This window comes from Serratia sp. 2723 (assembly GCF_050434425.1).
Lineage (GTDB): Bacteria > Pseudomonadota > Gammaproteobacteria > Enterobacterales > Enterobacteriaceae > Chania.
The window spans coordinates 93,763-113,886 of record NZ_JBNDIN010000011.1 but is presented as its reverse complement, the minus strand read 5'-3'; the positions used below and the strand labels follow the sequence as shown (position 1 = coordinate 113,886).

General features: G+C 53.3%; 20 protein-coding genes. 9 read left to right on the top strand and 11 right to left on the bottom strand.

Translation table 11 applies throughout. The annotated features are described in order from the left end of the window. Positions 1–56: 56 nt before the first annotated feature. The gene (gene trmL / locus ABIE29_RS16925) at positions 57–530 is read left to right on the top strand and encodes a tRNA (uridine(34)/cytosine(34)/5-carboxymethylaminomethyluridine(34)-2'-O)-methyltransferase TrmL (RefSeq protein WP_261156553.1); all 474 of its coding nucleotides are present in this window, start codon (positions 57–59) and stop codon (positions 528–530) included. Positions 531–676: 146 nt separating this feature from the next. On the opposite strand, the gene ABIE29_RS16920 is transcribed toward trmL, so the two are convergent. The 7 genes from ABIE29_RS16920 to ABIE29_RS16890 form a co-directional block, all read right to left on the bottom strand. Then, the gene (locus tag ABIE29_RS16920) at positions 677–1,132 is read right to left on the bottom strand and encodes an N-acetyltransferase family protein (protein WP_429619834.1); all 456 of its coding nucleotides are present in this window, start codon (positions 1,130–1,132) and stop codon (positions 677–679) included. A 99-nt stretch (positions 1,133–1,231) separates the two neighbouring features. Next, positions 1,232–2,737 (bottom strand): PLP-dependent aminotransferase family protein, encoded by a 1,506-nt coding sequence (locus ABIE29_RS16915; protein ID WP_429619833.1) that lies wholly within the window; start codon positions 2,735–2,737, stop codon positions 1,232–1,234. A gap of 113 nt (positions 2,738–2,850) precedes the next feature. After that, positions 2,851–3,672, bottom strand: coding sequence for a serine O-acetyltransferase (gene cysE, locus ABIE29_RS16910; protein WP_429619832.1), 822 nt, complete (start codon positions 3,670–3,672; stop codon positions 2,851–2,853). 97 nt (positions 3,673–3,769) lie between these two features. Further along, entirely contained in the window at positions 3,770–4,789 is a 1,020-nt protein-coding gene (gene gpsA, locus ABIE29_RS16905) for an NAD(P)H-dependent glycerol-3-phosphate dehydrogenase (protein ID WP_429619831.1), read from the bottom strand. Beyond that, positions 4,789–5,259, bottom strand: coding sequence for a protein-export chaperone SecB (secB, locus tag ABIE29_RS16900; protein ID WP_021181865.1), 471 nt, complete (start codon positions 5,257–5,259; stop codon positions 4,789–4,791). The genes gpsA and secB overlap by 1 nt, the downstream gene beginning before the upstream one ends. 83 nt (positions 5,260–5,342) lie before the next feature. Continuing rightward, the gene (grxC, locus tag ABIE29_RS16895) at positions 5,343–5,591 is read right to left on the bottom strand and encodes a glutaredoxin 3 (protein WP_024482902.1); all 249 of its coding nucleotides are present in this window, start codon (positions 5,589–5,591) and stop codon (positions 5,343–5,345) included. Positions 5,592–5,618: 27 nt separating this feature from the next. Further along, the gene (locus ABIE29_RS16890) at positions 5,619–6,053 is read right to left on the bottom strand and encodes a rhodanese-like domain-containing protein (protein ID WP_021807259.1); all 435 of its coding nucleotides are present in this window, start codon (positions 6,051–6,053) and stop codon (positions 5,619–5,621) included. A gap of 303 nt (positions 6,054–6,356) precedes the next feature. Here ABIE29_RS16890 and gpmM point away from each other — a divergent pair, with 303 nt between their 5' ends. From gpmM to ABIE29_RS16875, 3 genes are read left to right on the top strand one after another with little or no spacing between them, the layout of a single operon-like run. After that, entirely contained in the window at positions 6,357–7,901 is a 1,545-nt protein-coding gene (gene gpmM, locus ABIE29_RS16885) for a 2,3-bisphosphoglycerate-independent phosphoglycerate mutase (RefSeq protein ID WP_429619830.1), read from the top strand. Positions 7,902–7,910: 9 nt separating this feature from the next. Continuing rightward, the gene (envC, locus tag ABIE29_RS16880) at positions 7,911–9,245 is read left to right on the top strand and encodes a murein hydrolase activator EnvC (RefSeq protein ID WP_429619829.1); all 1,335 of its coding nucleotides are present in this window, start codon (positions 7,911–7,913) and stop codon (positions 9,243–9,245) included. Next, positions 9,230–10,198: a divergent polysaccharide deacetylase family protein gene (locus ABIE29_RS16875; protein WP_429619828.1), complete on the top strand. Its 969-nt coding sequence runs from the start codon at positions 9,230–9,232 to the stop codon at positions 10,196–10,198. The genes envC and ABIE29_RS16875 overlap by 16 nt, the downstream gene beginning before the upstream one ends. Before the next feature lie 87 nt (positions 10,199–10,285). Here the strand turns inward: ABIE29_RS16875 and tdh are convergent, their stop codons facing one another. Continuing rightward, complete coding sequence (gene tdh / locus ABIE29_RS16870) at positions 10,286–11,311, bottom strand: L-threonine 3-dehydrogenase (RefSeq protein WP_021181859.1); 1,026 nt, start codon at positions 11,309–11,311, stop codon at positions 10,286–10,288. A 9-nt stretch (positions 11,312–11,320) separates the two neighbouring features. Continuing rightward, entirely contained in the window at positions 11,321–12,517 is a 1,197-nt protein-coding gene (kbl, locus tag ABIE29_RS16865; protein WP_429619827.1) for a glycine C-acetyltransferase, read from the bottom strand. Between the two features lie 240 nt (positions 12,518–12,757). On the opposite strand from kbl, the gene rfaD reads away from it, so the two are divergent. The 5 genes from rfaD to ABIE29_RS16840 are packed head-to-tail and all read left to right on the top strand — an operon-like array spanning position 12,758 to position 17,874. Beyond that, positions 12,758–13,690, top strand: a complete 933-nt coding sequence (rfaD, locus tag ABIE29_RS16860; RefSeq protein WP_429619826.1) for an ADP-glyceromanno-heptose 6-epimerase — start codon at positions 12,758–12,760, stop codon at positions 13,688–13,690. A 24-nt stretch (positions 13,691–13,714) separates the two neighbouring features. Further along, positions 13,715–14,761 carry an ADP-heptose--LPS heptosyltransferase RfaF gene (rfaF, locus tag ABIE29_RS16855; protein ID WP_429619825.1) on the top strand — a complete coding sequence of 349 codons (1,047 nt, stop codon included), beginning with the start codon at positions 13,715–13,717 and terminating at the stop codon, positions 14,759–14,761. A gap of 2 nt (positions 14,762–14,763) precedes the next feature. Beyond that, positions 14,764–15,747, top strand: a complete 984-nt coding sequence (rfaC, locus tag ABIE29_RS16850; protein WP_429619824.1) for a lipopolysaccharide heptosyltransferase RfaC — start codon at positions 14,764–14,766, stop codon at positions 15,745–15,747. A gap of 1 nt (position 15,748) precedes the next feature. Then, positions 15,749–16,672, top strand: coding sequence for a glycosyltransferase family 2 protein (locus ABIE29_RS16845; RefSeq protein ID WP_429619823.1), 924 nt, complete (start codon positions 15,749–15,751; stop codon positions 16,670–16,672). Further along, positions 16,660–17,874, top strand: a complete 1,215-nt coding sequence (locus ABIE29_RS16840) for an O-antigen ligase family protein (protein ID WP_429619822.1) — start codon at positions 16,660–16,662, stop codon at positions 17,872–17,874. Before ABIE29_RS16845 ends, ABIE29_RS16840 begins: the two co-directional genes overlap by 13 nt. Before the next feature lie 39 nt (positions 17,875–17,913). Here ABIE29_RS16840 and ABIE29_RS16835 read toward each other — a convergent pair whose 3' ends face one another. Both ABIE29_RS16835 and ABIE29_RS16830 read right to left on the bottom strand, forming a co-directional pair. Next, positions 17,914–18,996 carry a glycosyltransferase gene (locus ABIE29_RS16835; protein ID WP_429619821.1) on the bottom strand — a complete coding sequence of 361 codons (1,083 nt, stop codon included), beginning with the start codon at positions 18,994–18,996 and terminating at the stop codon, positions 17,914–17,916. A 24-nt stretch (positions 18,997–19,020) separates the two neighbouring features. Continuing rightward, entirely contained in the window at positions 19,021–20,124 is a 1,104-nt protein-coding gene (locus ABIE29_RS16830) for a glycosyltransferase family 9 protein (RefSeq protein WP_429619820.1), read from the bottom strand.

The window sequence follows — 20,124 nt, the reverse complement described above, 5'->3', positions numbered from 1 at the left end:
CGCCAGCACCCAAAGATTTTGCTATTCTGCGCCCCTCGTCATGAGGGGCTTTTTACATGCTGAATATCGTTTTATTTGAACCAGAGATCCCACCGAACACCGGTAACATCATTCGCCTGTGCGCCAACACCGGTTTCCAACTGCATCTGATCGAACCCATGGGCTTCCCGTGGGACGACAAACGCCTGCGTCGTGCCGGGTTGGATTATCACGAATTTGCCTGCATCAAGCGCCATGCCGACTATGCCGCCTTCCTCGCCAGCGAAAATCCACAGCGGCTGTTTGCCCTCACCACCAAAGGCACACCAGCACATAGCGCAGTCAGCTATCAGGCTGGGGACTATCTGCTGTTTGGCCCGGAAACCCGTGGCCTGCCGACCAGCATTCTGGATGCGTTGCCCGCACAGCAGAAGATCCGCATTCCCATGCAGGCCCAAAGCCGCAGCATGAACCTGTCCAACGCCGTCTCGGTGGTGGTTTATGAGGCCTGGCGTCAACTGGGCTATGCGGGCGCACTGCTTAAAGAGTAACCCCCTATTGGGCGATTGGCAGTTAGCGATTCACGACTTCGCAGGGCGCTGCATGTCACGCCCGTTTAGCTGTATGTGGTGTCCGTCTGGCCTTGTCATCAATGCGAAGTGGCGGTTAAACCCCGCCCCTTATTTTTAACGCAGTGTTATTTCTTGGTATAAATAATAAATGAGGTTCTTTGGCCGATTTTATCGTACAGCGAACGGGCAGATGAGTTGAATTCCTGGGTCATCCAGTAAACGCGGCTTGACTCTCTCACTTCCGCCTGTTGATAGGCTTCATTAAATAAGCTCTCCGCCACGTTTTGCCCCCGCGCGCTTTTATCAACGAACAGATCCTCAATATAACAATAGTTTTTATCGCTCCACGTCGAGGCGTGATAAACCAAATGCATAAAGCCTAGGATCTGCCCCTGATCGTTGACGGCGACCAGGCCGACCAAATCCTGTTTTTGGCATAGGCGGATAAAAGTTTTTTCGGTGATTTCGGCACTGACATCGGCACGATAAAAGTGCAGATATTGCTGCCACAGATGTTCCCAACCCGCTCTATCTGAAGCGATTATATCCCTAATGGTAACGCCATTTTTAGTCATCAACATAGTCCTACCCCTGCATGTTCAAAGTGGCGCAAGTATAGGCGATGTCATAGGGCGGGGTTAATGGACCAATCCGTTATGGACACCGGACCATTTCACCGGCTAATTATCCATCCCATTTAAACAACGCGTTAGCAACAGGGAAAACTGCTCGACGTTATAGGCTATCTCAATAGGATCCAGAGCCGCAAAACCTAGCAACCAGCCAGATAAGGGAATATCTGCAGTACAAAACTCGGAAAGGCTTCTCAGGTTTAAATTATACTGAGCAGCGCGATGGGCAACAGCTTGCTCAAGCCGTTTACTTTCCACCAGGCAGAGTATTTGCAAACCGCAATTTGGCACTATAACCCGCACCTTTTCACTACAGTGTTTGTTTATCTCGCTAATAAACAGCGCCACGCGAGATGAATATATTTTCTTCATCGTCAGGACATGTTCTCGGTAATGCCCCTGCATAATGAGTTTTGCCAGCGTACGCTGCGTGATCCCCGAAACCTGGCTGTCCGTATTCGCCCGTGCGGTGGTCATGGGCTTTACCAGCGATGCTGGCAGCACCATATAAGCCACATGCAGATCCGGGAACAAGGTTTTACTGAAGGTGCCCATATAAATGGTGCGCTGATAGGGGTCTAACCCCTGCAAGCAGGCCGTCGCTATGCCTTGGTAGTGAAACTCGCTGTCATAATCATCTTCGATGATCCACATATCCCGGGTTTCAGCCGCCTCAATTAATGCCAATCGCCTTGCCAGCGAAAGTGCTCGCCCGGTCGGATATTGGTTGGAAGGGGTGACATAGACCAATCGGGCATTAGCCTGTGAGCAAATGATTTCATCGGTGCAAATCCCCTGTTCATCGACGGCAATCGGGATCGGCTTGAGCTGCGCCGCCTGGAAGGCTTTAATCGCGCCGGTATACCCCGGATTTTCGATAAAGACGCTATCGTCAGCATCCGCCAGAACCTGCGCGCATAAAGACAGCGACTGTTGCGTACTGCTCACAATCAGAATTCGATCGGCCTGCGCCTTCACGCCCCGCTCGGCCAGCAGGAAGTCACAAATGGCCTCCCGCAGGTGAATATTGCCCTGCAAGTTGCTGCCAGCCGAGATAGACAGCCCCTCATCTTTGACGGTTTGCTGATATAACCTGAGCCAGGTATGGATTGGAAAGTTGCGAGTTTCTGGCATACCGGGGCTAAATGCCCTCTGCTGTGGCAGGTTGCCTGATTCAAGCCCGACATACTGTGTCGATCTCCGGCTCAATGTAACCTGGTCGCCGGAGGGGACAACTGAGCGCTCACTGGTCAGGCCCAGCAAAGGTTGCTGCCTTTGCGCGACAAAACTTCCCCTACCCACTTCTCTGTAGACGTATCCCTCGGTTTCCAGCGCCGTGTAGCAGTTCTCGATGGTCCCTCTGGATAGCTGGAGTGAGGCAGCCAACGCACGGCTGGCCGGTAAACGTTGGCCGGTGATGAACTCACCCTGCTGGATCATCGTCTTGAAAGCAGCGGCCAGCGCCGTAGTTAATGAAACTTCGGGGACTGTTTGCTTGGCGAGGTTTTTTTGCAGCGAGAGAGTCTGTAGCTGCTTTTCGGTCAGGCGGTTCAAGGCGCAGCTCCACTGAGAGAAAAACATAAGGTGTAAGCGACAAACCGCCGTGTGATATTGCCATCACACAGCGTTTTACATGGGATTTGGGGATATTACGACTGAGGGGTTACTCAGATACCGTCGCCATACTCAAACCCGTGATTGGCACCGTTGAAGTACTGGTCCATATCCATCGATGGCGTATCGCTTTCCGGGCGGCCAACAATACGCGCAGGCACGCCTGCGGCGGTGGTATGTGGCGGCACGGGTTGCAGCACCACGGAACCGGCACCAATCTTGGCCCCCTTCCCCACTTCGATATTGCCGAGGATTTTAGCCCCCGCGCCAATCATCACGCCTTCGCGGATTTTAGGGTGGCGATCGCCGCTGGTTTTGCCCGTCCCGCCCAGGGTTACCGACTGCAGGATAGAGACGTTATTCTCCACCACGGCGGTTTCACCGATCACAATGCCGGTGGCGTGGTCGAGCATGATGCCACAGCCGATGGTGGCCGCCGGGTGAATATCCACCCCAAAGGCGACCGAGATCTGATTTTGCAGGTAGATCGCCAATGCTCGGCGGCCCTGCATCCACAACCAATGGCCGATGCGGTACGCCTGCAAGGCATGAAAACCTTTCAGGTACAGCAGCGGCGTTGAATATTTATCTACTGCGGGGTCGCGCAGCCGCACCGCCAGAATATCGTGGGCCGCTGAGACGATCATTTGAGCGTCGGAACGATAGGCATCTTCCACCACCTCACGCACGGCAATCGCCGGCATGATCGGATTGGCCAGTTTGTTCGCCAGAATATAGCTGAGCGCGCTGCCCAGATTTTCATGCTTGAGCAAAGTCGCATGGAAAAAGCTAGCCAGCATCGGTTCACAATCCGCCAGTGCTCGCGCCTCTGATTTAATGCTGCTCCAGACCAGTTCTAACTCTTCTGACGACATAGCTTCCTCTCTGCCATAACAGACTACCCCGCCAGTCCCGGCAGGGCAACCTAATCAAATTGTCGTGACGCGATACATTGCTGCACCGCAGCCAAGGTCAGGCACTGTGCTTTTCGTCTTTCTTGGTGCGCCCAAGCAGAGTCAACGCTGCCTCGCGGGCATTTTTATCACAGTACAGCACCTGATAGATCTGTTCGGTGATCGGCATTTCCACACCAAAGCGCTGCGCCAGTGCCAATACCTCTTTGGTATTGCGATAGCCTTCAACCACCTGGCCGATACTATCCTGCGCTTCCTGCACGCCCTTGCCTTGCCCTAACATAATACCGAAACGACGGTTGCGCGATTGATTATCCGTGCAGGTCAGCACCAGATCGCCCAACCCGGCCATGCCCATAAAGGTGGAAGGATCGGCACCCAATGCCGAGCCGAGACGGCTCATTTCCGCCAGGCCACGAGTGATCAATGCGGTACGCGCGTTGGCACCAAAACCGATACCGTCGGACATACCGGCACCGATGGCAATCACGTTTTTCACCGCGCCGCCCAGCTGTACCCCGATGAAATCCGGGTTGCTGTAAACGCGGAAGCTTTTGCCACAGTGCAGCAGCTGCTGCAAATCTTCGGCAAACTGCTCGTCGGTGGCGGCGAGGGCGATCGCCGTTGGCAATCCGGCCGCCAGCTCTTTGGCAAACGTTGGCCCAGAAACGACCGCCAATGGGATGGTATTCCCCAGAGCTTCACGAGCCACGTCTTGCAACAGCCGCCCCGTTTCCGCTTCCAGACCTTTGGTCGCCCATACGATGCGGGCATCCGGGCGCAGATGAGGTTTCAGCTGACGCAATACGTCACCAAACACGTGGCTAGGCACCACCACCAGCACATCACGGCTGGCCGCTAATGCACGAGCAAGATCGGTTTCGAGCAACAGGGTATCGGGGAATGGGACGTCGGGAAGGAACGCCTGATTGCAGCGATCTCGCTGCATAATCTGGATCTGCTCGGGGTTATGCCCCCACAGCACTACCGGGTGGCCATTACGCGCCAGCGTAATGGCTAAAGCGGTGCCGTACGAGCCGGCACCGATTACAGTCATTGAAGCATTGACGGTATTCATCAGGCATCCTGATGAGGTTCAGCACTTTCGCCTTCCGCCTGCTGCTGCAAATAGCTCATGAACAGCGCGTCAAAGTTTACTGGTGCCAGGTTCAACTGCGGGAAGGTACCGCGAGAAACCAGGCTGGTGATGCACTCACGCGCATACGGGAACAGAATGTTCGGGCAGTATGCGCCCAGGCAATGTGCCAGTTGCGTGCCTTCGATACCGGAGATGGAGAAGATACCTGCCTGCTGAACTTCACACAGGAATGCGGTTTCTTCACCCAGAGAGGCGGTAACGGTGACGCGCAGTACCACTTCGTAGACGTCGTCTGCCAGGTGGCTGGAAGCCGTATCCAGATCGAGCTTAACTTCTGGCTGCCATTCTTGCTGGAATACCTGCGGAGCGTTTGGCGCTTCGAATGAGATATCCTTGGTGTAAATGCGTTGGATCTGGAAAGCCATCTCTGTGCTGTTTTGTTCTGACATGTGTGTAATACCCTTGGTTAACTATCCTTATAGACACTCAGTGGTTGCAATACCCACATCTTGGCAGTGGGACCGCCGCTGGTTTACAGCAGCGGATCCAGCCCACCGCGAGCATCAAGTGCATGTAAATCATCACAGCCGCCAATATGTTGGCCATCGATGAAAATCTGAGGCACGGTGGTTCGCCCACTGCGCGCAATCATTGCTTCGCGCTTGACGTTATCACCATCGATGGCAATCTCGCTAAACGCAGCTCCCTTGCTGTTCAGCAGCGCCTTGGCGCGATGACAGAACGGGCAGGTTGCCTTGGTGTAGATCTCAATGTTAGCCATGGAAACCCCTTCAATTACACTAAAAATTTACTTGCCACGCGCCAGCGGAAGGTTTTCCCCACTCCAGCCGGCAATGCCGTCTTTCAGGGTATAGACCTGTTCAAAACCGGCTTTGCTCAGGTTTTCTGCTGGTTCACGTGAGGTGGTGCCATTGGCACAGACCACGATAACCGGCTGAGCCTTGTGTTTATCCAGTTCGCCGAAGCTGCCGGTTTTGATCTCGCTCGCCGTCAGATTGATCGCGTTGGCGATATGACCTCGGCGGAAATCATCACGGGTACGGGTGTCGACCACTACCGCATCTTCTTTATTAATCAATCGAGTAGCTTCACCGCGGGCGATCTCTTTAACCTTGGAGAAACGGCTCTTGAAGGTCATGACGATCACGGCAGCCAGCAGACCGACCCAAGCCAGACTAAGTATGGGGTGCCGGCTAACAAATTGCATAATTTCTTGCAGCATGGGGTGTAACAACTCCCGTCAGTTAAGGGAAAAATAAGTCAAGGTTTCAGAGTATACCTGCCGAATGCGTCAAATACAGCCAATAAGCAAACGGGAATGCAGAAACTGCGGGGTACACTGGAAAATTACCGTTATGACGTTGAGAAAGTCGAGCCTGTTCACCGCATCTTTGATCTCTTTGGGCTCTTTTTAGTCGGCCACATTGTAGTATCATCAGGTTCCAGAGGGTGAATAGCCATCATTCCAGTGCCAATGGGCTGATGGCTATTCGCAACTTAAAACGATCATAAAGAGGTTACTGCAATGTCGAGCAAGAAAAAGCCCATGGTACTGGTGATCCTGGACGGTTACGGCCACCGGGAAGAGCAACAGGACAACGCGATCCTGAACGCCAAAACGCCGGTCATGGACCGTCTGTGGCAACAACAGCCACATACCCTGATTGCCGCTTCCGGTCTGGATGTCGGCCTGCCTGATGGCCAGATGGGTAACTCGGAAGTGGGTCACGTGAACCTCGGTGCTGGCCGCATTGTGTATCAGGACCTGACCCGTCTGGATAAAGAGATCAAAGACGGTGACTTCTTCACCAATGCTACGTTGACCAGCGCCGTCGACAAGGCCGTGCAGGCAGGCAAAGCAGTACACATCATGGGCCTGATGTCCCCTGGTGGCGTCCACAGCCATGAAGATCATATCCTGGCAATGATCAAACTGGCCGCACAGCGCGGTGCCAAAGCGGTTTACCTGCATGCCTTCCTGGATGGACGCGACACTCCACCGCGCAGTGCTGAAAAGTCACTGAAACGTTTCAGTGACGAATTTGCCACGCTGGGTGCCGGGCGTATCGCCACGGTGATCGGCCGTTACTATGCGATGGATCGTGATAATCGTTGGGACCGCGTACAGTTGGCCTACGATCTGATGACCCAGGCCAAAGGCGAATACACCGCCGACAACGCCGTGGCTGCGCTGCAGGCTGCCTATGCCCGTGACGAAAACGACGAGTTCGTTAAACCGACCGTGATCCAGGCTGCGGGCGAAGCCAGCGCCGAGATGAACGACGGCGACGCGTTAATCTTCATGAACTTCCGTGCCGACCGTGCGCGCCAGATCACCCGCGCCTTCGTCAATGCCGATTTCGACGGCTTCCCACGTAGCAAAGTGGTCAAGTTCAGTGATTTTGTCATGCTGACCGAATATGCCGCCGACATCAAAACCGCCTGCGCCTATCCACCCGCCTCGCTGGCCAACACCTTCGGTGAGTGGCTGATGAAGCACGACAAAACCCAGCTGCGCATCTCGGAAACCGAAAAATACGCCCACGTCACCTTCTTCTATAACGGCGGCGTCGAAGAGCCGTTCAAAGGTGAAGAGCGTATTCTGATCAACTCGCCAAAAGTGGCCACCTACGATTTACAGCCAGAGATGAGCTCCGCCGAGCTGACCGAAAAGCTGCTGGCAGCCATCCACAGCGGTAAATATGACGCCATCATCTGTAACTACCCGAATGGCGACATGGTTGGCCACACCGGTGTCTATGATGCAGCCGTCAAAGCGGTAGAAACCCTGGATAACTGTATTGAGCAGGTAGTAGAAGCGGTGAAAGCCGTTGATGGCCAACTGCTGGTCACCGCCGATCACGGTAACGCCGAGCAAATGCGCGATCCGGCCACCGGCCAGGCGCACACTGCCCATACCAGCCTGCCGGTACCGTTGATCTACATCGGTAAAGCCGCCAAAGCGGTGGAAGGTGGCAAACTGTCCGACATCGCTCCAACCATGCTGTCACTGATGGGAATGGAAATCCCGCAAGAGATGACTGGTAAGCCGCTGTTCATCGTGGAATAATCCTTCTCCATGAGGGAGAAGGCGAATTTTGCACTATCAAGGGTAACCCGAAGCGCAAACTCAGGCAGCCAAGCGCTGCCTGAACGCTCCGCGCCACGGAAGTTAACCGCCATCTGCGCCAGCGTGTTTTTCGCTGGCGCATTGTTGTTGCCATTCACCGGCAGCGCCGCGGAAGATAACAAGTCCCAGCTCAAAGACATTCAACAGAGCATCGCCGAAAAAGAAAAGGCGGTTAAACAGCAGCAGCAACAACGCAGCTCGCTGCAAAATCAGCTCAAACTCCAGGAAAAGACCATCGCGCAAGCCAGCCGCTCGCTGCGTGATACCCAAGGTACGCTCACGATACTGGGTAAAGACATTTCCGGGTTGAACACATCCATCGCCAAGCTACAAAAACAGCAGTCCACCCAGCAGGAAATCCTCGCCAAACAGCTTGATGCCGCCTTCCGCCAGGGGCAGCACAGCGCCTTGCAGTTGGTACTCAGCGGTGAAGAAACCCAGCGCAGTGAACGTATGCTGGCCTATTTTGGCTATCTGAACGAAGCACGCCAGCAGTCCATTGAACAGCTCAAGCAGACCCGCAAGCAATTGGCCGAGCAAAAGAGCTCGCTGGTGGCCAAACAGAGTCAGCAGAAATCCTTGCTTGGCGAGCAACAAATCCAGCAGCAAAAGCTGGAGCAGGCGCGTAGCGCCCGTAAAAAAACCCTGACCGCGTTAGAAGCCTCGCTGGAAAAAGATCAGCAGCGGCTGGTGGAACTGCGCCAGAACGAAACCCGTCTGCGCGACCAGATCGCCCGAGCAGAACGTGAAGCCCGCGCCCGAGCAGAACGCGAAGCGCGTGAAGCAGCCAAGGTGCGTGAGCAGGTCAAAGTCAAAGAACAGCAGGCGAAGAAAACCGGCACCAGCTATAAGCCAAGCGAAGGTGAGCGTTCACTGATGGCGCGAACCGGCGGTTTAGGCCAGCCTGCGGGGCAAGCCGTATGGCCGGTGCGTGGCCGCATAGAGCATCGCTTTGGCGAACAGCTGCAAGGTGAGTTACGCTGGAAAGGTATGGTGATCTCGGCGGCCGAAGGCAGCGAAGTGAAAGCCATTGCCGATGGCCGCGTGCTGCTGGCCGACTGGCTGCAAGGCTATGGCCTGGTAGTCGTGGTCGAACACGGTAAGGGCGATATGAGCCTGTATGGCTACAACCAGAGCGCTTTGGTTAGCGTCGGGGCGCAGGTGCGTGCCGGTCAGCCTATCGCCCTGGTCGGTACCAGCGGTGGTCAGGGAACCCCATCGCTCTATTTCGAAATCCGTCGCCAGGGTCAGGCCGTTAACCCACAGCCGTGGTTGGGAAGATAGATTTGTACTCTAGCAAAACGTGTACTGCCCTGTTGCTGAGTGCGCTGCTGTACGTTGGTGCAGTGCAGGCAGGCAAACTCTCTATCGTGATCGATGACGTGGGCTACCGCCCACATGAAGAAAATGCCGTACTGCAAATGCCGACGGCGATCTCCGTTGCCGTACTGCCCAACGCGCCTCACGCACATCTGATGGCCACCAAAGCCCATAGCCAAGGCCGTGAGGTACTGATCCACATGCCCATGGCCCCGCTCAGCAAACAGCCGCTGGAGCGCGATACCTTACAGCCCTCCATGAGCAGTGAAGAAGTGCAGCGTATCATCCGTAACGCGGTGAATAACGTGCCTTTTGCGGTGGGCATGAACAACCATATGGGCAGTGCCATGACCTCCAGCCTGCCGGGCATGCAAAAGGTCATGCAGGCGCTGGAAAGCTACCATCTCTATTTTCTCGACAGCATGACCATCGGCAACAGCCAGGCCACGCATGCGGCGGCAGGCACCGGCGTGAAGGTGATCAAACGCAGGGTGTTCCTCGACGATACGGCCAACCCGGACGATATCCGCCGCCAGTTTAATCGTGCCGTCGAGCTGGCACGCCGCAACGGCTCGGCTATCGCCATCGGCCACCCGCGCCCGGCAACGGTAAAAGTACTGCAACAGATGCTGGCTACGCTGCCCTCCGACATCGTGCTGGTGAAACCCAGCTCGCTGCTCAATGAGCCACAGCAGAGCGGAAGCGGCTATGTACCGCCATCCAAGCCACACAAACCGCAGCCGAAAAATCCGTTCACCGGTGGTATCAGGCAGTGCAAAGTTAAATTGCCGAAGGAAGGCGTGAATGCCAGCCATGCGCTGGGCATCATTGCAGAAAGCGTGGCGCAGTCGCCGGTCGTGGTGGTGATCAAACGCCATTGGCAGCACTGGATAGGTTCAGATCCAACCAAGCCCTAAGATAAAAGGCGGGGCTTACGCCCCGCCTTTCATTAATGACCAAGTAGCCAAGGGGCACCATGTGCCACGCCCGCTTAGCCAATCACATCAATCCCAGCTCAGCACCACTTTTCCCGACTGCCCGGAGCGCATGGCATCAAAGCCCTGCTGGAACTCGTCAATCGAGAAACGGTGGGTGATGATCGGCGTCAAATCCAGACCCGATTGGATCAGTGCCGCCATCTTGTACCAGGTTTCGAACATTTCGCGGCCGTAGATCCCTTTGATAAACAGCCCCTTGAAGATCACCTGGGTCCAGTCAATCGACATATCCGAAGGCGGGATCCCCAGCATCGCGATACGGCCACCGTGGTTCATGGCATTGAGCAACGAACGGAACGCCGGTGGCGCGCCAGACATTTCCAGGCCCACGTCAAACCCTTCGGTCATGCCCAATTCGGCCATCACGTCCGTCAGGTTTTCCTTGCTGACGTTTACCGCACGGGTCACACCCATCTTGCGCGCCAGCTCCAGGCGATATTCGTTCACGTCGGTGATCACCACGTGGCGTGCGCCAACGTGTTTACATACCGCAGCAGCCATAATGCCGATCGGGCCAGCGCCAGACACCAACACGTCTTCCCCAACCAGATCGAAGGAAAGCGCGGTATGCACGGCGTTGCCAAACGGGTCAAAGATCGAGGCCAGTTCGTCCGAGATATTGTCCGGGATTTTGAAAGCGTTAAACGCCGGGATCACCAGATATTCGGCAAATGATCCTGGGCGGTTTACGCCCACGCCGGTGGTGTTGCGGCACAGATGCGTACGACCACCACGGCAGTTACGGCAGTGGCCACAGGTGATGTGCCCTTCGCCAGAAACGCGATCGCCGATGCTGAAGCCTTTGACTTCCTGGCCGATGGCGACCACTTCACCCACATATTCGTGGCCCACGACCATCGGTACCGGAATGGTTTTCTGCGACCATTCGTCCCAGTTATAGATATGCACATCGGTACCGCAGATAGCGGTTTTGCGGATCTTAATCATGACATCGTTGTGGCCCAGCTCAGGCTGAGGTACATCGGTCATCCAAATACCTTCTTCCGCTTTCAGTTTTGCTAATGCTTTCATCGAATTACCTTATGCAATAACGCCAAGCGTCTTACCGATGCGGATAAACGCCTCAACGGCACGTTCAATCTGCTCCGGTGAGTGATCGGCAGACATCTGGGTGCGGATACGTGCCTGACCTTTTGGCACCACCGGGTAGAAGAAACCAGTAACGTAGATGCCTTCCTTAAGCAGTGCGTTGGCGAAATCCTGCGCCAGTTTTGCTTCACCCAACATCACCGGGATGATGGCGTGATCGGCCCCGGCAAGCGTAAAGCCCGCTGCGGTCATTTTTTCGCGGAACAGGCTGGCGTTGGCCCACAGGCGATCGCGCAGGGCGTCCCCGTCTTCGAGCAGTTCCAACACTTTGATCGAGGCTGCCACAATGGCCGGAGCCAGCGAGTTGGAGAACAGATAAGGGCGTGAACGCTGACGCAACCACTCCACCACCTCTTTTTTGCCAGCGGTATAGCCGCCGGAAGCGCCGCCCAACGCCTTACCCAAAGTGCCGGTGACGATATCGACGCGGTCCATCACTTCGCAGTATTCGTGCGTCCCGCGCCCGTTAGCGCCGACAAACCCCACCGCGTGGGAATCATCGACCATCACCAGCGCATCGTATTGGTCCGCCAGATCGCACACGCCCTTCAGGTTGGCGATCACGCCGTCCATGGAGAACACCCCGTCGGTAGCGATCATGATGTGGCGAGCACCGTCTGCCTTGGCCTGCTGCAGTTGCTCGGCCAGTTGGCCCATATCGTTGTTGGCATAGCGGTAGCGCTTGGCCTTGCACAGGCGCACGCCGTCGATGATAGAGGCATGGTTCAGCGCATCGGAAATAATGGCATCTTCCGGGCCCAGCAGAGTTTCAAACAGGCCACCGTTGGCGTCAAAACAAGAGGAGTAGAGGATCGCATCTTCCATTCCCAGAAAATCGGCAAGCGCATGTTCCAGTTGCTTATGGCTATCCTGAGTACCACAGATAAAACGCACCGACGCCATGCCGAAGCCATGGCTGTCCATCCCGGCCTTTGCTGCCGCGATCAGCGCCGGGTGGTTAGCCAGCCCGAGATAGTTATTGGCGCAGAAGTTGATCACCTGGCGACCATCGGCCACCGAGATATCGGCCTGTTGGGCCGAAGTGATAATGCGCTCTTGTTTAAACAGCCCTTCGGCGCGAGTGGTAGCAAGCTGCTGTTCCAGCTGCTGGTAAAAAGACGCAGACATTCGGTCATCTCCAGGATAGGGGCATTTTCGGCATATTTTACTGCGTTGCCGGCAAACTGACGACATTCCGCCGCAGAGAATCTTAAAATTGCAGCAGATATCACGGCAAACCGGCGCAGAGTGTAACGGCACGGGATATTAAGAACCGAAGCGATGTTCCCAATGGCATGAAATGCTATTATAGGCAGCATATAGGGTGGGGCATTGTGCATCACCAGGAAGAACACAGGGGTAAACCCAATGATTATCGTCACTGGCGGCGCTGGCATGATTGGCAGCAACATCATCAAGGCACTGAATGAAAACGGATATCGCGATATCCTGGTGGTGGATAACCTGAAAGATGGCACCAAATTCGTTAACCTGGTCGACCTTGATATCGCTGACTATGTCGATAAAGAAGACTTTATCGCCAGCATCATGGCCGGTGACGATCTGGGTGACATCGACGCCATTTTCCATGAGGGTGCCTGTTCCTCCACCACCGAGTGGGATGGCAAATACATGATGGATAACAACTATCAGTATTCCAAAGACATCCTGCATTACTGCCTGGATCGTCAGATCCCGTTCCTGTATGCCTCTTCTGCCGCCACCTACGGCGGCCGCACCGATAACTTTATCGAAGAGCGTCAGTTTGAACAGCCATTAAACGTTTACGGTTACTCCAAATTCCTGTTCGACCAATACGTGCGCGAGATCCTGCCAGAAGCGGATTCGCAGGTGTGCGGCTTCCGTTACTTCAACGTTTACGGCCCGCGTGAAGGCCATAAAGGCAGCATGGCCAGCGTAGCGTTCCACCTGAACAACCAGATCAACCGTGGCGAAAATCCAAAACTGTTCGCCGGTAGCGAAAACTTCAAGCGCGACTTCATCTACGTCGGCGACGTGGCGGCGGTCAACCTGTGGTTCTGGAAGAACGGCGTATCCGGCATCTTCAACTGCGGTACCGGCCGTGCGGAAACCTTCCAGGCGGTGGCCGATGCGGTAGTGGACTACCATCAGTCCGGTGCTGTGGAATACATTGAGTTCCCGGAAAAGCTGAAAGGCCGCTACCAGGCTTACACCCAGGCCGATCAAACCAAGCTGCGCGCTGCCGGTTATGACGCACCGTTCAAAACCGTGGCCGAAGGCGTGAAAGAATACATGGCCTGGTTGAATCGTCCCGCTTAAGCGCTGAAGGAAGTTACTCACGGTATGAAAATACTGGTCATTGGCCCTTCGTGGGTTGGCGATATGATGATGTCGCAAAGTCTCTACCGCACCCTGAAGGCCGAGTACCCGTCGGCAGAAATCGATGTGATGGCACCTGCCTGGTGCCGTCCCTTGCTGGCGCGGATGCCCGAAGTCAACCAGGCGTTGGCAATGCCGCTGGGCCATGGTGCCCTGGCATTGGGCGAACGCCGCCGTCTTGGCCATGCGCTACGCGCTAATGGCTATGACCGTGCCTATGTGCTGCCCAACTCATTCAAGTCTGCCCTGGTGCCCTTCTTTGCCAACGTGCCACAGCGTACCGGCTGGCGCGGCGAGATGCGCTACGGCCTGCTCAACGATCTCCGCGTACTGGATAAAGCGGCATTCCCGTTGATGGTGCAGCGTTACGTCGCGCTGGCCTATGACAAGCAGCGGGTACAGCGCGCCGAAGATCTGCCGCAGCCGATACTCTGGCCGCAGTTGCTGGTCAGTGACGAAGAGATTGCCGAAACCACCTCAGCGTTTAATCTCACCGACCACCGGCCCATTATCGGTTTTTGCCCAGGCGCCGAATTCGGCCCGGCCAAACGCTGGCCGCATTACCACTACGCCACGCTGGCACAGATGCTGATCGATGCAGGCTATCAAATCGCCCTGTTTGGTTCGGCCAAAGACCACGAAGCCGGTGAGCAGATCCGTGCCGCATTGGCAGAAAAGTCTCGCGATTTCTGCTTCAACCTGGCCGGAGAAACCCAGCTCGAACAGGCAGTGATCCTGTTGGCCTCCTGCCGGGCCGTAGTCAGTAACGATTCCGGCTTGATGCACGTTGCAGCGGCGTTGAACAAACCGCTGATAGCCTTGTACGGCCCAAGCAGTCCGGACTTCACCCCACCGCTGTCTCATCAGGCCAAGGTGATCCGCCTGATCAGTGGCTATCACAAGGTACGCAAAGGCGATGCCGACCAGGGTTATCACCAGAGCCTGATCGACATCCAGCCACAGCAGGTGTTAGACGCGCTGACGCCGTTACTAGCCGCCAGCGAGGAATAATCATGCAGGTGCTGATCGTAAAAACCTCTTCGATGGGGGATGTGCTCCATACGCTGCCGGCCTTGACCGACGCGATGCAGGCCATCCCCGGTATCCGCTTCGATTGGGTGGTAGAAGAGGGGTTTAGCCAGATCCCTACCTGGCATCCGGCGGTGGATCGCGTGATCCCGGTGGCCATTCGCCGCTGGCGTAAAAACTGGTTCGGTAGTGAAACGCGCCAGCAGCGCTGCGATTTCAAGCGCCAGGTCCAGGAGCGCAACTATGACCTCGTGATCGACGCCCAGGGCCTGATCAAGAGTGCGGCGTTGGTGACTCGTATCGCGCACGGCAGCAAACACGGCCTGGACTGCAAAAGCGTCCGTGAGCCCTTTGCCAGCTGGTTCTATAATCATCGCCATGAGATCGACAAACAGCAGCATGCGGTGGAACGCATTCGCGAACTGTTCGCCAAGAGTCTGGGGTATGCAAAGCCACAGAGCACGGGTGATTACGCCATTGCCGCTCGGTTTCTCAGCTCCCCCCCCGCCGATGCCGGACAATATCTGGTTTTCCTGCACGCCACTACGCGGGATGAAAAACACTGGCCGGAGCCAAACTGGCGCGAACTGATCGCGCTGATCGCTCCGAGCGGAATAAACATCAAGCTGCCTTGGGGGGCCGAGCACGAACGCCAACGCGCTTTACGGCTGGCAGAAGGGTTTGAACATGTTGAAGTGTTGCCCAAGCTCAGCCTGCAACAGGTTGCCGAAGTGCTGGCTGGGGCAAAAGCCGTGGTGTCTGTCGATACCGGGCTAAGCCATCTGACCGCCGCGCTGGATCGCCCAAATATCACCCTGTTCGGCCCGACCGATCCGGGGCTGATTGGGGGTTACGGGCAGAATCAGCATGCCTGCCGCCCTGAGAATGGGGATCGTATGGCTGACATTAGCGCCGAACAGGTAATGGGGTTGTTAGCACCGATTATGGCCAACGAGGATGCTCGGTAACATGACCACGCAAAATATTTTGCTCAGCATTATTATTGCCGCGCACAACAGCGGCAGCTATCTGCGTGAAACACTGCAGAACCTGCTCGACGCTCTGGGGGAAAGCATCGCAAAGTGTGAAATCATTCTGGTCAATGATGCTTCCAGCGATAACACCGGAGCATTGCTTCGCGATTTCGCCCAAGTGGTACCTCAAGCGCGTTATTTCAGCGTCGAATTCAAAAACATCGGCAAGGTGCGTAATTTCGCCATTGTAAACAGCCAGGGTGAATACGTCACCATGCTCGATAGCGACGATCTGCTTAAAAGCGGTTCACTTAACGAAATAACCCTTTTCCTCGAAGAGAATCAACCCGATCTACTGTTGACCAAACTGCATGAAGTTCGTGAAATTAGCAGTGTTGATAAAAACTGGAAAGGGTTACAGACAGAGGTCTTGACCCAGGACGAAGCGATAACGCGTTTCCTTATCCATAAGGATTTCCAAGCACATTTGATTGGCCAGTTTATCAAACGTATTCTGCTTCAGGCTAACCCTATTCCAAACTTTTCCTGCTACGAAGATTTCTATATTTTCCCGCAACTCCTGACACAATCCAATAATATCGTGTTCTCCCGTGAGGGGCATTATCTATATATAAAACGGAACGCCAGTTTGTCGAACTCACCTTCAGCAGAAAAGATACATAACCTTTTTTTGTGTACAGAGAAAATGGATATGCTTTTTGGCAAAAAATTCCATCAATTGGTACTATGCCACTGGCTAGATATTGAATTGAAACAAAAAAAATGGATTACCCTGAGTACGCAATTAGACTTGCTGAAGGCCAAAGTGCGTGAAACCCGTAGCCTCAGTTTTTTTATCAATCCAGCGGTCAGGTTTAGCTATAAAAGAAAAGCGGTGAAATTATTATGGAAAAAATAGGGAAAAGATTGTACTTCACAGGTTTTACACTGACAATTTTATCTATTGTTTTTACATTGATAATTACTGCAAGGCAACGGGAGCTATTCTATTTTTCTTTCTATGTGGCCATGTTTGGCCTTTTCTTCGAAAGGAAAAACATCCGCTGGCCAAAGATGGATATTTCCTATTCTATTATCCTGATAGGTTTGGTGAAAATCATCTGGACGCTGGTACTTTATCGCCATATGCAAGACTATGGTCTGGGGAATACACAACTGGATGCTGGCAAAAAACTGGTAGTCGGCGGGGTGTTGATTTTCTATATCTCGCATTTCTCACACTATCTAGCCACAATCAATTATCGCCAATATTTGCTGGCTGGATTTGCCCTGGCGTTTATTTTAGCCACAGGTTTCGGCATCTATCAAGTTTATCACGGTATCGATCGCATTGATCTGAGTACCAACCGCGCAACCATCGCCGCTTATATCTACTCGGCACTGTCAATTTTACTTATCTATCTTTTAATCAAACTAAAACACAGTACGGGCTATCATATTGCAACAGTGGCGATCATTATTACGTCCTTCCTGATCGTGGTTATGACAGGAACCCGTGCCGCAATACTCTCGCATCTATTACTCATTCTGCTGATGATGCTGTTCCATTTCCGCAAAATCCACCTTAAACCGCTGTTGATCGTCGTAGCCTTGGTTGGCGTCGTGGGCATGGCATCCTATAGCAAATATATCAAACCCAAGATAGAGCAAACCAGCACTGAGATTATGTTGTACCAGAAAGGAGACGATTTCTCATCGCTAGGTTCACGCTTCTCATTATGGAGTGTTGGGTTAAAGATATTTGTACAGCATCCTTACGGCAATACCGTTGAGGCACGCCATACGCAAGCAGCGGAAATCATCGTCAATGACCCGAAGAACCAAACGGCTATGGTTTATATCGACTCACATCTGCATGACGAGTTACTGGAAGCCGCCTCGCTGCAGGGTATTGTTGGTTTGCTGGCCGTGCTATTTTTCTATGGGTACATTATCACGCTGTCGTTGATGCAAAAAAATACCCCGCTCTTGATGATCGGGTGTTGCATGATTATTTATGGTTTATCAGACGTTTTGTTAATCAGTTCAGAATCACTACTGTTCTATATGGCATGTATCGCGCTGTTTGCAAAAAATAATCCATCGGTAGCAAGCCGATAAAAAATGTCACCCGGCCAGGAACGCTAACCGGGTGACATTTTACTTGGCATGGTAATTCAACAGAATACTGTCCAGAGCCTGTTTGAAATTCAGGTAATAACTTTCGTCGTAGAATTTGGTAATAGAGTGCTTAATCTGCGGTTGATCGATCATAATCTCACCGTCAACCAATGCCTGCATGATCTCCGTCAACCCAGCCAACCGATTGACGGCATATAGCCGGCCGTTAATACCATCAATAACATCAGCCGGGCCGGTTGGACAATCCGAACTAACGCAATACACTCCGTGAGCCATAGCCTCCAGCAAGGTCATTGGTAACCCTTCAAATGCCGAAGTCAGGAGCAATGCCTTCAGATCGCCGATATTCGCCTTAATATAACACCAGGGCTGAGCTTGCCAACCATGCCATAAAATCCGAGATGCAATACCCAGCTCTTCTGCATAGCTCTGGCATCGGGCCAAATCCTCACCGCCCCCTACCACGTGCAATCGCCAATCTCCCCGAAGCTCTACCAACGATTCCAATAGGTCTTTCAACCGTTTTTGCCCTTCAAAAATAACACGGCCAATATAGATGAAATTGGCCGATGCATGACTTAATGGGATCGTATCTTCTGTCTTCTCTACCGGATTATATACAGTATAAATATCCCTCTCTTTTACCCCAAGTTCCCGCACCTGTTGATTAATACCCTGGCTGATCACCAAGTGAGCATCGGCCTTAAGGATATATGCATATTTGTATAGATCGTACAATGAGAAATGCAGCCAGGAAACGATGGGATATCGGCCCAGACACAGCTTTCTGGCAACATTGGCGATATAACAGGAAAGGGTATCCAGGGCAATGACCACATCTGGCTTATGCCTGCGCAAAAACCCTGAAAGAGCAAAGGCAAAATGCAGCCGCCTTAGCTTGGTATTATGCACGGTAGAGGAAACCATCTGGGCACTTAATCCTGCATACCAAGTCTCATCTACCTCCCCTTTCTCATTGAAGAAGATAAAATCAACCTTGCTACCGGGATTATTTTCCGTAATAAGCTTAACCAACCTTTTACAGACCGTTTCCATACCACCGTAACCACCCAAGGCATATCCTGCAATGACAATATTCATTTCAACCTTCTACTGTTCTTAGGGCTACTCTGCTGCCGGAAAAACGTGCATTTTTTCTAATGTGGCAAACACCTGCTCCACAGGAATAATCGATAGTGGCTGTTCGGGAAACATTTCCAATACATCATCATGGCTACAAGAAAGATCGATCACCTGATGCAATTCTTTATTCTGGTAAGGGCCAGTAAATTTTGGATTGGCAGTGACAAATAAGCTGACGGTGGGTACTTTCAGCGCCACGGCTAGATGCAATGGGCCGGTATCACCGGTCACTAGCACGTCCAGAGAGTCGATCACCCCTAACAATTGTGCCAGAGAGGTTTTACCGACGTAGTCAATCACCCGTGGTCGTTGGCTGTTGTCCAGATTTAACAGTAACGTATTCACCAAGTCGTGGTCGGCCCGAGAGCCAATGACCACCACATCAATATTATCCCCATCATGGTCAATCAGTCGTTTAGCCAGTTCGGTAAAATAACCAGCAGGCCAGCAGCGTTCACGGGTTGAAGCCCCCATATTGAACCCTACCCGTATCCGTCCGGCAGGTTTGGTTAACCTTTCGAATGAACAAGGAATTTCCATCTCAATCGAAGAAGTGTCTCCTCCAAGATATTGCATTAAATTCAACTTTCTCTGGATCAAGTGACCACTGAAGTTCAGTGAACAACTCGTCACCCAGGAATTTAACCCCTTGGGTAAGGTAAGATAATTGTCTCTGAGGATATATTGGCAACCAGCCAAAACTGCACTGACAATATCGTAAGGTAGATGGGCATGTAGAATCACTGCCAATTCTGGCTTGCGTTTACGCAGTTCACATACCGCTTTCGGCATATCCCTGAATTTGTTGTTCCAGAAAATCACCTCGTCAAAGCAGGCGTAATTTTTCACCATGCCATAATTAATCGTACCCGCTACCAACGTAATATGAGCCTCTGGATAACGTTGACGTAGTGCTCGCATAGTCGGGGTATTAAACATGAAATCCCCCAGAGCCGTTGTGGAATACACTACTATCCGCGTGAACGGATAGTCTGCTCGTAACAACTCTTTTGGTTTCATGTTACCAAACAGGAAGTTGTACACAGATAAAAACCAATGAGCGTACTTCATCTTTCTGATTTTCAT

Bases quoted from the DNA above. Each gene is read 5' to 3' on its own strand.
- gpmM (WP_429619830.1), top strand. From the start codon at position 6,357: ATGTCGAGCAAGAAAAAGCCCATGGTACTGGTGATCCTGGACGGTTAC.
- cysE (WP_429619832.1), bottom strand. From the start codon at position 3,672: ATGTCGTCAGAAGAGTTAGAACTGGTCTGGAGCAGCATTAAATCAGAG.
- envC (WP_429619829.1), top strand. From the start codon at position 7,911: ATGAGGGAGAAGGCGAATTTTGCACTATCAAGGGTAACCCGAAGCGCA.
- rfaF (WP_429619825.1), top strand. From the start codon at position 13,715: ATGAAAATACTGGTCATTGGCCCTTCGTGGGTTGGCGATATGATGATG.
- ABIE29_RS16835 (WP_429619821.1), bottom strand. From the start codon at position 18,996: ATGAATATTGTCATTGCAGGATATGCCTTGGGTGGTTACGGTGGTATG.
- ABIE29_RS16845 (WP_429619823.1), top strand. From the start codon at position 15,749: ATGACCACGCAAAATATTTTGCTCAGCATTATTATTGCCGCGCACAAC.
- grxC (WP_024482902.1), bottom strand. From the start codon at position 5,591: ATGGCTAACATTGAGATCTACACCAAGGCAACCTGCCCGTTCTGTCAT.
- ABIE29_RS16920 (WP_429619834.1), bottom strand. From the start codon at position 1,132: ATGTTGATGACTAAAAATGGCGTTACCATTAGGGATATAATCGCTTCA.
- kbl (WP_429619827.1), bottom strand. From the start codon at position 12,517: ATGTCTGCGTCTTTTTACCAGCAGCTGGAACAGCAGCTTGCTACCACT.
- trmL (WP_261156553.1), top strand. From the start codon at position 57: ATGCTGAATATCGTTTTATTTGAACCAGAGATCCCACCGAACACCGGT.
- ABIE29_RS16830 (WP_429619820.1), bottom strand. From the start codon at position 20,124: ATGAAAATCAGAAAGATGAAGTACGCTCATTGGTTTTTATCTGTGTAC.
- rfaD (WP_429619826.1), top strand. From the start codon at position 12,758: ATGATTATCGTCACTGGCGGCGCTGGCATGATTGGCAGCAACATCATC.
- ABIE29_RS16840 (WP_429619822.1), top strand. From the start codon at position 16,660: ATGGAAAAAATAGGGAAAAGATTGTACTTCACAGGTTTTACACTGACA.
- tdh (WP_021181859.1), bottom strand. From the start codon at position 11,311: ATGAAAGCATTAGCAAAACTGAAAGCGGAAGAAGGTATTTGGATGACC.
- rfaC (WP_429619824.1), top strand. From the start codon at position 14,764: ATGCAGGTGCTGATCGTAAAAACCTCTTCGATGGGGGATGTGCTCCAT.
- gpsA (WP_429619831.1), bottom strand. From the start codon at position 4,789: ATGAATACCGTCAATGCTTCAATGACTGTAATCGGTGCCGGCTCGTAC.
- ABIE29_RS16890 (WP_021807259.1), bottom strand. From the start codon at position 6,053: ATGCTGCAAGAAATTATGCAATTTGTTAGCCGGCACCCCATACTTAGT.
- secB (WP_021181865.1), bottom strand. From the start codon at position 5,259: ATGTCAGAACAAAACAGCACAGAGATGGCTTTCCAGATCCAACGCATT.